Consider the following 12123-nt stretch of genomic DNA (forward strand, 5'->3'; position numbering starts at 1 on the left):
ACAACGCGATGGCGAAGATGAAAGCAGCGATGGCAGCCGTGCTCGTGATGGAAAAAGAAGGCGTGTCGCAAGCCTTCGGTGTGCCTGGCGCGGCCATCAACCCGCTCTACGCCGCGCTGCGCGAGCGCCAGTCCATCTCGCACATCCTGGCGCGCCACGTCGAAGGCGCGTCGCACATGGCAGAGGGCTACACCCGCGCCAAGCCCGGCAACATCGGCGTGTGCATCGGTACTTCCGGCCCGGCCGGCACCGACATGATCACGGGCTTGTATTCGGCCATTGCGGACAGCATTCCGATCCTTTGCATCACCGGCCAGGCGCCGCGCGCCCGGCTCTACAAGGAAGACTTCCAGGCCGTCGACATCGAGTCCATCTCCAAGCCCGTCACCAAGATGAGCGTCACCGTGCGCGAGCCCGGCCTCGTGCCGCGCACCTTCCAGCAGGCCTTCCATTTGATGCGGTCCGGTCGCCCGGGCCCCGTGCTCATCGACCTGCCCTTCGACGTGCAGATGGCCGAGATCGAGTTTGACATCGACACCTACGAGCCCCTGCCCGTCTACAAGCCGGCCGCCAGCCGCAAGCAGATCGAGAAGGCGCTGGACATGCTGGCCGCCGCCAACAAGCCGCTCATTGTTGCCGGTGGCGGCATCATCAATGCCGATGCGGCCGACCTGCTTGTCGAGTTTGCCGAACTCACCGGCGTGCCCGTCATTCCCACCCTCATGGGCTGGGGCGCCATTCCGGATGACCATCCACTCATGGCCGGCATGTGCGGGCTGCAAACCAGCCACCGCTATGGCAATGCGACCATGCTCGCCAGCGACTTCGTGCTCGGCATCGGCAATCGTTGGGCCAACCGTCACACGGGCTCGACCGAGGTCTATTGCAAGGGCCGCACCTTTGTTCACGTCGACATCGAGCCCACGCAGATCGGCCGCGTGTTCAATCCGGATCTGGGCATCGTCAGCGACGCCAAGGCAGCGCTCGAAATGTTCGTGCAGGTGGCACGCGAGCGCATGATGGACAAGAAGCTGCGCGACTTCAGCGAATGGGCCGCGCGCTGCGCGGAACGCAAGAAGCTCATGCACCGCAAGACCCATTTCACCGAAACGCCGATCAAGCCGATGCGCGTGTACGAGGAAATGAACAAGGCCTTCCCGCGCGACACGGTCTACGTGACCACCATCGGGCTGAGCCAGATTGCCGGTGCGCAGTTCCTCAACGTGTACGGCCCGCGCCAGTGGATCAACTGCGGCCAGGCCGGCCCGCTGGGCTGGACGATGCCCGCGGCACTCGGCGTGGTCGCGGCAGAACCGACGCGCACCGTGGTGGGCCTGTCGGGCGATTACGACTTCCAGTTCATGATCGAAGAACTGGCTGTCGGCGCGCAATTCCGCTTGCCTTACGTCCACGTGCTGGTCAACAACAGCTACCTTGGATTGATCCGGCAGTCGCAGCGCGGCTTCGACATGGACTACTGCGTGCAACTGGCCTTCGACAACCAGAACGTGACCGATCCGACGCTGCAAAGCTATGGCGTTGATCACCAGGCGGTGATCCAGGGCCTGGGCTGCCGTTCGCTGCGCGTGACCGACCCCGAGAAGATCGAGTCGGCGCTGGTCGAGGCGCGTGCCATGGCGCAGAAGTACAGCGTGCCGGTGGTGGTTGAAGTCATCATGGAAAAAGTGACCAACATCGCGATGGGCACCGAGATCGACAAGATCAACGAGTTCGAGGAAATCGATTGCCGGCATCCTGCGGGCAAGCAGGGCCTTGAGTTGGCAGGCTTGCTCGAATAACGCGTCAGGCAAAAAGCAAAAACGGCGCCGCAGTTCTTGCGGCGCCGTTTTGCTTTTGGCGTTCAATTGATGGACGCCAAACACGCTGCTGGTCCGCGCGTGTACCAGCACGGTCTTGGACCGTTTGTCATCTGGCCGAACGAACACCGCTTGATCGGTCCTGCAAACCGACCTGTCATTGCTTCGTCGTCACCGTTTTGGTAAAGGGGGTCCTTCGACCTCAAGGCGCTTCCGCGTGCATGCGAGATCCTTGGGAAACTTCGCACAGCACGCCGCGAAGTTTCAATGACGACTCTTCTTTAGATTTACCCCCAAGAAAAACAGATTCGGCCTGATTGGCCGTACTCACATCTCAGGGGGAATTCAATGCAGGGTTTTAAAGCGATGCGCCTCAGGCGCGCCGTTGTCATCGGCGCGCGCGTTCACGCGCTTGGCGCAGTCGACAAGCTTCGTTGTGCATCCGGTTCAGGGCCATCCGATGCGTGCGTCGGCTGAGGGCGTCATGCTCATCCACGGACTCGGCGGTACGCAATTCGACCTTGGCTTGATCCAGAAGAAGCTCATGCGAGCAGGCTTCGCAATTCATCCGGTTGCCCTGCCCGGTCACGGCACCACGCCGACGGACTTGCTGAAGGTGCGTGCCGAGGACTGGATCGAGGCCGTTCGCGCGAAGTACCGCGAGGCTTCGGCACAACACGACACGCTGCATGTCGTCGGCATGTGCATGGGGGCATTGCTGGCCATCGAAGTCGTCAAGCGTGAGCGTCATGTCAAGGGGTGTCTGGTCGCGCTGGCAACGCCGGTTTATCTCGACGGGTGGTCAACCCCCTGGTATCGGGGTCTGCGCAAGCTCGTGTATCGCGTGCCCGGCATGCCAGAGCGCATGCGAGTGGTCGAGCAAGAGCCCTATGGCGTGAAGAACGAGAAGTTGCGCGCCATGATCAAGGCCAGGTTCGAGCGAGGCGACAGCTTTCACTATGGATGGGTGCCGCTCGCATGCATTCGCCAGGTGGACCGCTTGGGCGCCATGGTCAGGCAAGGACTCGATCAGATCGAATGCGACACGCTGATTGCGCACGCGCGGGAAGACGAACTGACCAGCCTGCGCTCTGCCCACCACTTGGCCAGGCACATTGGCAGGTCGGAGCGCGCACCACGTGTTCGCATGGTGGTGCTGGAAGACAGCTACCACATGATCTGCGTGGACAACGATCGCGAGATCGTGTCGCAGAGCGTCCTGGACTTCATCACGGCCCCTGAGGCGATCAGGATGCCATCGCAGCCAATTCGCGAAGGCGGACGTGACCGCGCTGTTCTTCCATCGTTTTTGCAAGCAGCTTGGCGAGCGAAAAGACCGTGTCGATGTGGGGCGTCGGCGTCTCGGTGAGCCGGGCCAGTTCGACCACCGCACCCACCAGCGCATCGATTTCCGGTGCGCGGCCGGCTTCCACGTCCTGCAGCATCGAGGTCTTGTGCTTGCCCACCTTCTCGGCGCCGGCAATGCGCTTTTCAAGCGTGACGCGGAACTCGATGCCCAGCTTGTTCGCGACCGCTTGCGCCTCCTTCATCATGTTGGAGGCGAGTTCGCGCGAGAGCGGGTATTGGCAGATGTCGACCAGCGTGGAATGCGTCAGGCTGCTGATGGGGTTGAAGGTCAGGTTGCCCCACAGCTTGAGCCAGATCTCCGAGCGGATGTTGTCGAGCACGGGCGCCTTGAACCCGGCGTTGGCCAGGCAGGCGGACACGCGGTTGACGCGTTCGCTCGATGAACCGTCCAGCTCGCCCACCGGAAAGCGATCGCCCTCGATGTGCTTCACCACGCCGGGTGCCACCAGCTCGGAGGCCGGATACACCACGCAGCCGATGACGCGCTCCGCCGGAATGCTGGCGGCCACGGTGCCATTGGGATCCACACTGCGCACGGTGCTGCCTTCGAGCGTGCCGCCGTGCTTCTGGAAGTACCAGTAGGGGATGCCGTTTTGCATCGTCACGACGACCGTGTCGGGGCCGAAGAGCTTGGGCACGTCTTTCGCCACCGCCTCGACCTGGTGCGCCTTCATCGCGAGGATGACGATGTCCTGCACACCGGCCTTGTCGTAGCTGTCGGTCGCCTTGACGTTGTGGGCCACCTGCTCGCCGCCTTCGGCGCTGATGAGCTTGAATCCATGCGTGCAAATGGCGTCGAGGTTCTTGCCCCGCACGATGAATGTGACGTCTTCGCCGGCCAAGGCGAGCTTTGCGCCCACCAGGCCGCCGATCGCGCCTGCGCCGATGACTGCAATCTTCATGTCGATCCTCAAGAGTTGAATGCTGAACGGGTTAGCCGAACCGGTTGCTGAGCCTGCCGACGTCGCTGATCTCCACTTCGACAAAGCTGCCCGGCTTCATCGAGCCGACGCCGACCGATGTGCCGCACAGGATCACGTCGCCGGGGTTGAGCGTCATGTCCATGGAAATCAGGCTGACCAGTTGCGCCACGGAAAAGCGCATGTCGCTGATCGGGTAGTTCTGCCGCACTTCGCCGTTGAGCAGCGTGGTGACGGTGAGCGTTGCGGGGTCCAGGCCCGTGGCGACGACCGGGCCCATGGGGCAGAAGGTGTCGAAGCCCTTGGCGCGAACCCACTGCGCGAACGACGCGTCGCGGTTCAGGATGTCGGCGACGGTCACGTCGTTGGCGCAGGTGTAGCCGAAGACATGGTCGAGCGCGTTCGCTTCGGAAACCGCGGTGGCCGTCTTGCCGATGACGATGCCGAGTTCGCCCTCGTACACGACCTTGCCGTCGCACAAGGGCTTGCGGATGGCTTCGTCGTGCGCCAGGTAAGAGTTGGGCGACTTCAGCAGGTACAGCGGCTCGGCAGGCACCGCCAGGTTCAGCTTTTCGCCGAGCGCCTTGAAGTTGTTCCACAGCGCGATGACCTTGCTCGGCGTCGTCGGCGTCAGCAGCTTGACTTCGGCGAACGCGTGCACGGCGCCGGTCGCCTCGCAGGCGCCGAACATGTCGCCCTGGTATTCGTGGATGGAATTGCCGGAGAGCGTGCCGAAGCCCGTCTTGCCAGCGAACTTGAAGCGCACCCAATGTTTTTGCCGGGGCAGGGTTCGCGGTGGCGGCGCGAGGGCCGTGAGGTCGGTGCTGGTGTCGAGGAGCATGTGTCTTTCTTCTTTGGCTCAGATGCCGAGTTCACGGCCGAGCGTTTCGGCCCAGTTGAAGTAAGCCGAGGCCATGGCGCCCGGCACGCACAGGCGGCTCTTGTGCTGGCCGGCCTTTTCCTGGATCACGCCAACGAGAAATGCGGCGTCGTAGGCGCGCAGCAAGTGCGCCTGTTGCGTCTCGAGGTAGTGGCGGATGCGGTCGGACGCCTCGGCGCTTTGGCGCAACAGTTGCGCGTAGGTTTCGCTGTCCCAGTACCACCGCAGGCCCAGCTCATTGAAGGCTGCATTGAATGCATTGCGGTCCATTTCTTCGTCGCGGTAGTCGGCGGGCAAATCGTTGTACATGACCATTTCCTTGAACTTGGATGCCGGGTTGAGGGATGAGGAAAGCATCGGCATGGAAGGAAATTTAGGGGTCTTGAACAATAAAGGATAGTCAAACTATTTTATAAAACACATCTACGATGAGTTATGGATGGAAGCCAAGGCTATCCCATGGCGGACCCGCTCCGCGCAACCTTCGATCCGGTGTCCGTTCAGGCTGCGGGGAGCGTCAATTCCGCGTTGTCTGCAACTCTCTTCGTGTGCGTCAGATGACGCGTTCTTCGCGCAGCGCCGCCACTTCGTCGGCGCTGTAGCCCAGTTGTCCCAGCACCTCGTCCGTGTGCTCGCCCAGCAGGGGAGAGCGCGTCACCACGGTCGGGCTGTCGGACATCTTGATCGGGTTGCCCACCGTCAGGTACTTGCCGCGCGTGGGGTGATCCACCTCGACGATCGTGCCGGTCTGGCGCAGCGACTCGTCCTCGGCGATTTCCTTCATCGACAAAATCGGGCCGCAGGGAATGTCGTACTGGTTCAGGATCTCCATGGCCTCGTACTTGGTCTTGGTCATGGTCCATTTCTCGATGCGCTTGAAGATGGGCTTCAGGTGCAGCAGGCGCGCGGCCGGCGTGGCGTAGGCCTCGTCGTCGATCCAGCCTTCCTCGCCGATCACCTTGCACACGGCCGGCCACACCGCGCCTTGCGTGATGAAGTAGATGTAGGCGTTGGGGTCGGTCTCCCAGCCCTTGCACTTCAGGATCGAGCCGGGCTGGCCGCCGCCCGATGCATTGCCGGCGCGCGGCACGGCGTCGCCGAAGGTGCCGTCGGGGTACTGCGGGTATTCGTGCATCGTGCCCGTGCGCTCCAGCCGCTGTTGGTCGCGCATCTTCACGCGGCAGAGGTTGAGCACGGCGTCCTGCATCGGCGCGAGCACCTGCTGGCCGCGGTTGGTGCTGTTGCGTTGATAGAGCGCAGCGACGATGCCCAGCGCCAGGTGCAGGCCCGTGCCGCTGTCGCCGATCTGCGCGCCGGTCACGACCGGCGGGCCATCTTCAAAGCCGGTGGTCGATGCGGCGCCACCGGCGCACTGCGCGACGTTCTCATAGACCTTGCAGTCCTGGTACTTGCCGGGACCAAAGCCCTTGACCGACGCGACGATCATGCGCGGGTTGATCTCCTGGATGTGTTCCCAGGTGATGCCCATGCGGTCGAGGGCGCCAGGCGCAAAGTTCTCGACCATCACGTCGCAGGTCCTGATCAGCTTGTCGAGCACCTTCTTGCCCGCGGGCTTCTTGGTGTCCAGCGTGATCGACCGCTTGTTGTGGTTGAGCATCGTGAAGTAGAGGCTGTCCACGCCGGGGATGTCGCGCAACTGGGTGCGCGTGGCGTCGCCTTCGCCGGCGCGCTCCACCTTGATCACGTCGGCACCGAACCATGCCAACAGTTGCGTGCAGGTGGGGCCCGACTGGACGTGCGTGAAATCCAGGATGCGAACACCCTTGAGTGCTTGGCTCATTGCTTGATTCCTTTGATCTGGGATTCGAGTTCGGTCATCCGGGCACGAAGCTTTCGATCCTCGGCAAAGCGGGCGCTCTCGTCGCGAACGATGGCGACGATGCCCGTGACCTTTCCATCAACGGATTGCAGCAGTGAAACGGTGAACGCGATGGACAGCGTGTGGCCGTCCTTGTGCAGGGCGGGGACGCGCAGCAAGTCGGCGCCGTAGCGCGTCACGGCCGTCTCCATGGTCTTGTTGTAGCCATCCCAGTGGCGCTGGCGCTGGCGCTCGGGGATGATGAGGTCCAGGGATTTGCCAAGGGCATCGGCTTCGGTGAAGCCAAAGATGCGCTCCGAGGCCTTGTTCCACAGGACGATGGCGCCCTCGGCGTCACAGACGATGATCGAGTCGCCGGCACCGGCGACGAGTTGGCTCAGGTCTAAATTCGATTGCATATGCCTCCCGGCAAGTCATCTCAGCGATACGCAGCCGCACCTCTCCCCGCCTTGCCGAATGTACAAGGCGGAGAGTCGCTTTCGCGGCCGCGTCGCCTGGGGTTTAAACCACCTTGCCTTCGTGCATGGCGGCGATTTGCGCCTTGCTGTAGCCCAGTTCTTCCAGCACTTCGTCGGTGTGCTCGCCCAGCAGGGGAGAGGCCGTGACTTCGGGCTTCAGGTCCGAGAACTTGATGGGGCTGCCGATGGTCCAGTAGCTGCCGCGCTCCTTGTGCGGCACTTCGACGATGGAGCCGCTCTTGCGCAGCGACTCGTCGACCAGCAGTTCGGCCATCGACAGCACCGGGGCGCAGGGGATGTCGTGCTTGCGGAAGATGTCGACCGCTTCGAACTTGGTCTTGTCCTTGATGAAGTCCTCGATGGTCGCGAAGATCTGCTCGATGTGCGGCTGGCGCGCGCGGGCGGTGGTGTAGTCCGGATCGGTCTTCCACTCTGGCTTGCCGAGCGCGTCGCAGATCGGCTCCCAGGCGTGGCCCTGCACGGTGAAGTAGATGTAGGCGTTGGGGTCGGTTTCCCAGCCCTTGCACTTCAGGATCCAGCCCGGCTGGCCGCCGCCGCCGGCGTTGCCGCCGCGCGGCACGACCTTGTCCTTGAAGGCGTCCATCTCGTGCGGGTACTGGGGGTACTCCTCGAGGTAGCCGACTTTCTCAAGGCGCTGCTGGTCGCGCATCTTCACGCGGCACAGGTTGAGCACGGCGTCCTGCATCGAGCAGGCGACCTTCTGGCCCTTGCCGGTCTTGTCGCGGCCGATGATGGCCGTCAGGATGCCGATGGCCAGGTGCATGCCGGTGTTGGAGTCGCCCAGGGCGGCAGCAGAGATGGTGGGCGCCGAGTTCTCGCCCTTCCACCAGCCGGTGGTCGATGCGGCGCCGCCGGCGCATTGCGCCACGTTTTCATAGACCTTCAGGTCTTCGTAGTGGTGGCCTTCGGAGAAGCCCTTCACCGAGGCATGGATCAGCTTGGGGTTGAGCTCCTGGATGCGCTCCCAGGTGAAGCCCATGCGGTCCAGCGCGCCGGGGCCGAAGTTCTCGACCAGGACGTCCGATTCCTTGATCAGCTTTTCCAGCACCGCCTTGCCTTCGGGCTTCTTGGTGTCCAGCGTGATCGAGCGCTTGTTGCTGTTGAGCATGGTGAAGTACAGCGCGTCGACGTTCTCGATGTCGCGCAGCTGGCTGCGGGTCACATCGCCGGCGCCCGGGCGCTCGACCTTGATGACGTCCGCGCCGAACCAGGCCAACAGTTGCGTGCACGCCGGCCCGGCCTGCACGTGCGTGAAGTCGATGATCTTGATGCCGTCTAGAGGTTTGGTGCTCATTTCAAATATCTCCTGTGTTGCCTGGAATTACTTCTTCTTCGCCGTTGCCGGGTTCAGACTGGTGATGCGGCCGCTCTCCGTCCCTGCGGTTTCGTCGATGACTGCATTGATGAGGGTGGGCTTGCCGGATGCGACCGCTTCGGTGAGCGCCGCCTGCAATTCGTCCGCCGTGGTGGCGTGGACGCCGACGCCGCCGAAGGCTTCCATCAGCTTGTCGTAGCGCGCGTTCTTGACGAAGACGGTTGGTGCCACGTCGGCGGTGCCGCTGCTGTTCACGTCGGTGCCGCGGTACACGCCGTTGTTGTTGAAGACGATGACGCACACCGGCAGGTTGTAGCGGCAGATGGTCTCGACTTCCATGCCGCTGAAGCCGAAGGCGCTGTCGCCTTCGATGGCGATCACCGGCTTGCCCGTGACCACCGCAGCGGCAACCGAGAAGCCCATGCCGATGCCCATGATCCCCCAGGTGCCCACGTCCAGGCGCTTGCGCGGCTCGTACATGTCCACGATGCTGCGTGCGAAGTCCAGCGTGTTGGCGCCTTCGTTCACCACGATGGCGTCGGGGCGGGCCTTGACCTGGTCGCGGATCACGCTCAGCGCGCTCTGGAAGTTCATCGGCGACGGACGCGCAGCCAGCGTGGCGGCCATCTTCGACAGGTTCTTGTCCTTGCGCTCGGCAATGGCGCCGGTCCACTCGGCCGGCGGCTTGGCCCACTTGCCATCGATGCCGGCCAGCAGCGCCGACACGCAGGAGCCGATGTCGCCGATCACCGGCGCCTCGATGGCGACGTTGCTGTCGATCTCGGTTGGCGCGATGTCGATCTGGATGAACTTCTTGGCGCCTTTTTCCTGCGCCCAGGTCTTGCCCTTGCCGTGCGAGAGCAGCCAGTTCAGGCGCGCACCGACCAGCATCACGACGTCGGCTTCCTGCAGCACATACGAGCGCGCGGCAGCGGCCGATTGCGCATGGGTGTCGGGCAGCAGGCCCTTGGCCATCGACATTGGCAGGTAGGGGATGCCGGTCTTCTCGACCAACGCGCGGATGTCGGCGTCGGCTTGCGCATACGCAGCGCCCTTGCCCAGCAGGATCAGCGGCTTCTTGGCGCCCTTGAGCAGGTCGAGCGCGCGCTGGACCGTGTCGGCCGCCGGGATCTGGCGCGGTGCCGGATCGACGACCTTGATGAGCGACTTCTTGCCGGCGACGGCGTCCATCGTCTGCGCGAACAGCTTGGCCGGCAGGTCGAGGTACACGCCACCCGGGCGGCCCGACAGCGCAGCGCGAATGGCGCGCGCAATGCCCACGCCGATGTCTTCAGCGTGCAGCACGCGGAAGGCCGCCTTGCACAGCGGCTTGGCGATGGCCAATTGGTCCATTTCCTCGTAGTCGCCCTGTTGCAGGTCGACGATCTCGCGCTCGCTGGAGCCGCTGATCAGGATCATCGGGAAACAGTTGGTCGTCGCATTGGCCAGGGAGGTCAGGCCGTTCAGGAAGCCCGGCGCAGACACCGTCAGGCAGATGCCCGGCTTTTGGGTCAGGAAGCCCGCAGCGGCCGCGGCATTGCCGGCGTGCTGCTCGTGGCGGAAGGAGATGACCCGCATGCCCTCGGCCTGCGCCATGCGCGTAAGGTCGGTGATGGGAATGCCCGGCAGGCCGAAGATGGTGTCGATGCCGTTGAGCTTCAACGCGTCGATGACCAGATGGAATCCATCGGTGGTTTCGGCGGCCGGCGCAGAGTCGGTCATGTTTTTGAGGGCGCGTGCAACTTCGGCGTCCGCCACTGTCGCAAGAGCCTGCTTTTCCGTGCTGACTGAAGACATGTCTCTCCTTCTACTTTCAACGAATGGCCGAAGCCCGTGCCGCGACTATGATTCGCGCCATCCCATTCGGCCGTTGACCTATGTCAACTTTCCGGAAAACGACGCTGTCAAAAGATGCGAAGCGGCGGTGTTGCGAAAAGCGAGTAATCGGTAACCATGACGTTGTTGGAAAACCACCCGGAGAAAAACATCATTCGACTCCAGCTCCGGGAGAATGTGCTGCTCAAGGACCTGAGCGAGAGCGAGCGGGCAGAACTGGAATCGCACCTGGTCGTCGTCGACGGCAACAAGGGCGAGTTCCTGCTGCACCAGGGCGTGCGCGACATGGCCCAGTACTTCATCATCGAAGGCATCCTCAAGCGCGTTGTCAGCAACGCGCAGGGCAAGGAAATGATCCTGCGCTTCGCCGACGAGCAGGACATGGAAACCAGCTACGCCGCGCTGCGCCTGGGCACGCCGACGCCCTACGGCATCGTCTGCGTCACCAAGGCGCGGGTGGTGAGCCTGCCGCTCAAGGAGTGGATCGCCTTCCTGAACCGCCATCCGCAGGCCAAGGAGCTGTTCGAGTACATGGTGATGCGCGGGATGAGCGAAATCATGGCGCACACCATCACGCTGCACCTGCTGGACGCGCCGGGGCGGGTTCACCGTTTCACGCGCAAGCATCCGGAACTGGTGGACCGGATTCCGCGCAAGGAGCTGGCGTCATACCTGAACCTGTCGCCGGAGACGCTGAGCCGGTTGCGCAAGCGCGGGAAGATCTAGGAAGATCCGGGCGAGGTACCGCGCTCCGCCGGCGCGGCTTGGCCTCAACTGCCTCCTGCGTGGGCGCGCGTTGCCCGACCCGCGGGGGGCCGGGACGGCCTCAGGTCTGCTTCGACGACGTGAACCGCCGCGTCGTCGCCATCAACCTCAGCTCGTTGTCGACGCCCGACACGCCACTCACGGCCGCTGCCGTGCTCTCGGCCTGCTGCCGCTCTTCCGCGCTGACGACGATCCCGCGCAAGACGACGCGGCTGCCATCGGCGTCGATCGTGATGTTGATGTCGCGCGTGGCGGCCTCGCCCTTCAGGGCGGCGCGCACGCTTGCCGCCAGCGCCATGTTGGCAAGCAGGGCGCGCGACTCCGGCGTCTCGGCGAACTCGGGCCGGCGCACCAATTGCGCGATCTGCTCCACGCAGGTATCGACCGACAGCCGATCGGTGTTGAGAACGGCGTCGTACAACACCGGGTCGCCCCAGGTCACGCCGAACTGCTCGTGCATGCGCGCGGCGTGCGCCTTGTCGCTTCGTCGGATCTCCGCTTCGGCAAACGCGTAGTCGTCGGTCTCCAGGTCGGCCATCAGCCACTCGACGCGCTTCTCCAGCGAGCGGGTGATGCGCACGCACACGACGTGCGGAACCGGGCGCAGCAGGCAGGTGGCGCCCCAGCCGCGGATGACCACATTGCCGCGGTCCGCCACGGCATAAAGCTCTTCCGCGGTGTAGAGCGCCAGCGTTCGCCGGTCGGTCTTCAACCGCTCGACCAGCCCCGCTTTGCCTTCGCGCAGCCGGCTGATGAGGCTGTGGGACACGTCCATCTTGCCGGCGACGTGCTCGATGACCTCGTGTCGCATCACCGCGAGCCCGAGCCTCTCGGCGAGCCCGGCGGCAACATCCTTGGCGAGGGAACCCATTTCCTGGGTCATGGCGATGACGGGCATGATGT

The 12123-nt window shown here is 63.7% G+C and carries 10 protein-coding genes and 1 pseudogene; 3 read left to right on the forward strand and 8 right to left on the reverse strand.

All coding sequences use genetic code 11. The features are described 5' to 3' along the window. Nucleotides 1-8 precede the first annotated feature (8 nt). Nucleotides 9-1799: a glyoxylate carboligase gene (gcl, locus tag QTI66_RS18660; RefSeq protein ID WP_286561325.1), complete on the forward strand. Its 1791-nt coding sequence runs from the start codon at nucleotides 9-11 to the stop codon at nucleotides 1797-1799. A gap of 502 nt (nucleotides 1800-2301) precedes the next feature. Next, a pseudogene (locus QTI66_RS18665) lies at nucleotides 2302-2964 on the forward strand (alpha/beta hydrolase); the annotation flags it as partial. 100 nt (nucleotides 2965-3064) lie between these two features. Here the strand turns inward: QTI66_RS18665 and QTI66_RS18670 are convergent. The 7 genes from QTI66_RS18670 to oxc all read right to left on the reverse strand — a co-directional run bounded on the left by QTI66_RS18670 (nucleotide 3065) and on the right by oxc (nucleotide 10416). Further along, nucleotides 3065-4087: a 2-dehydropantoate 2-reductase gene (locus tag QTI66_RS18670; protein ID WP_286561326.1), complete on the reverse strand. Its 1023-nt coding sequence runs from the start codon at nucleotides 4085-4087 to the stop codon at nucleotides 3065-3067. Between the two features lie 31 nt (nucleotides 4088-4118). Next, nucleotides 4119-4946, reverse strand: a complete 828-nt coding sequence (locus QTI66_RS18675; RefSeq protein ID WP_286561327.1) for a fumarylacetoacetate hydrolase family protein — start codon at nucleotides 4944-4946, stop codon at nucleotides 4119-4121. 18 nt (nucleotides 4947-4964) lie between these two features. Further along, nucleotides 4965-5294: an HAD family hydrolase gene (locus QTI66_RS18680; protein WP_286561328.1), complete on the reverse strand. Its 330-nt coding sequence runs from the start codon at nucleotides 5292-5294 to the stop codon at nucleotides 4965-4967. A gap of 244 nt (nucleotides 5295-5538) precedes the next feature. Then, on the reverse strand, nucleotides 5539-6786 hold the full coding sequence (gene frc / locus QTI66_RS18685) for a formyl-CoA transferase (RefSeq protein ID WP_286561329.1): 1248 nt from the start codon (nucleotides 6784-6786) through the stop codon (nucleotides 5539-5541). Next, nucleotides 6783-7223 carry a PAS domain-containing protein gene (locus tag QTI66_RS18690; RefSeq protein WP_286561330.1) on the reverse strand — a complete coding sequence of 147 codons (441 nt, stop codon included), beginning with the start codon at nucleotides 7221-7223 and terminating at the stop codon, nucleotides 6783-6785. The genes frc (QTI66_RS18685) and QTI66_RS18690 overlap by 4 nt, the downstream gene beginning before the upstream one ends. Before the next feature lie 103 nt (nucleotides 7224-7326). After that, nucleotides 7327-8598 carry a formyl-CoA transferase gene (gene frc / locus QTI66_RS18695; RefSeq protein WP_286561331.1) on the reverse strand — a complete coding sequence of 424 codons (1272 nt, stop codon included), beginning with the start codon at nucleotides 8596-8598 and terminating at the stop codon, nucleotides 7327-7329. Nucleotides 8599-8625: 27 nt separating this feature from the next. Next, a complete protein-coding gene (gene oxc, locus QTI66_RS18700; protein ID WP_286561332.1) occupies nucleotides 8626-10416 on the reverse strand; it encodes an oxalyl-CoA decarboxylase in 1791 nt (596 codons plus the stop codon). 156 nt (nucleotides 10417-10572) lie between these two features. Here oxc and QTI66_RS18705 point away from each other — a divergent pair, with 156 nt between their 5' ends. After that, nucleotides 10573-11181 carry a Crp/Fnr family transcriptional regulator gene (locus QTI66_RS18705; RefSeq protein ID WP_286561333.1) on the forward strand — a complete coding sequence of 203 codons (609 nt, stop codon included), beginning with the start codon at nucleotides 10573-10575 and terminating at the stop codon, nucleotides 11179-11181. Between the two features lie 100 nt (nucleotides 11182-11281). On the opposite strand, the gene QTI66_RS18710 is transcribed toward QTI66_RS18705, so the two are convergent. Beyond that, entirely contained in the window at nucleotides 11282-12118 is an 837-nt protein-coding gene (locus QTI66_RS18710) for a cytidylate kinase family protein (protein ID WP_286561334.1), read from the reverse strand. Nucleotides 12119-12123 lie beyond the last annotated feature (5 nt).

The organism is Variovorax brevis, assembly GCF_030317105.1.
Classification (GTDB): domain Bacteria; phylum Pseudomonadota; class Gammaproteobacteria; order Burkholderiales; family Burkholderiaceae_C; genus Variovorax; species Variovorax brevis.

What these genes read in the sequence shown, in the direction of transcription:
- QTI66_RS18710 (WP_286561334.1), bottom strand. Translation starts at nt 12,118, where the DNA reads ATGCCCGTCATCGCCATGACCCAGGAAATGGGTTCCCTCGCCAAGGAT.
- QTI66_RS18690 (WP_286561330.1), bottom strand. Translation starts at nt 7,223, where the DNA reads ATGCAATCGAATTTAGACCTGAGCCAACTCGTCGCCGGTGCCGGCGAC.
- frc (WP_286561331.1), bottom strand. Translation starts at nt 8,598, where the DNA reads ATGAGCACCAAACCTCTAGACGGCATCAAGATCATCGACTTCACGCAC.
- frc (WP_286561329.1), bottom strand. Translation starts at nt 6,786, where the DNA reads ATGAGCCAAGCACTCAAGGGTGTTCGCATCCTGGATTTCACGCACGTC.
- QTI66_RS18675 (WP_286561327.1), bottom strand. Translation starts at nt 4,946, where the DNA reads ATGCTCCTCGACACCAGCACCGACCTCACGGCCCTCGCGCCGCCACCG.
- QTI66_RS18705 (WP_286561333.1), top strand. Translation starts at nt 10,573, where the DNA reads ATGACGTTGTTGGAAAACCACCCGGAGAAAAACATCATTCGACTCCAG.
- QTI66_RS18680 (WP_286561328.1), bottom strand. Translation starts at nt 5,294, where the DNA reads ATGTACAACGATTTGCCCGCCGACTACCGCGACGAAGAAATGGACCGC.
- oxc (WP_286561332.1), bottom strand. Translation starts at nt 10,416, where the DNA reads ATGTCTTCAGTCAGCACGGAAAAGCAGGCTCTTGCGACAGTGGCGGAC.
- gcl (WP_286561325.1), top strand. Translation starts at nt 9, where the DNA reads ATGGCGAAGATGAAAGCAGCGATGGCAGCCGTGCTCGTGATGGAAAAA.
- QTI66_RS18670 (WP_286561326.1), bottom strand. Translation starts at nt 4,087, where the DNA reads ATGAAGATTGCAGTCATCGGCGCAGGCGCGATCGGCGGCCTGGTGGGC.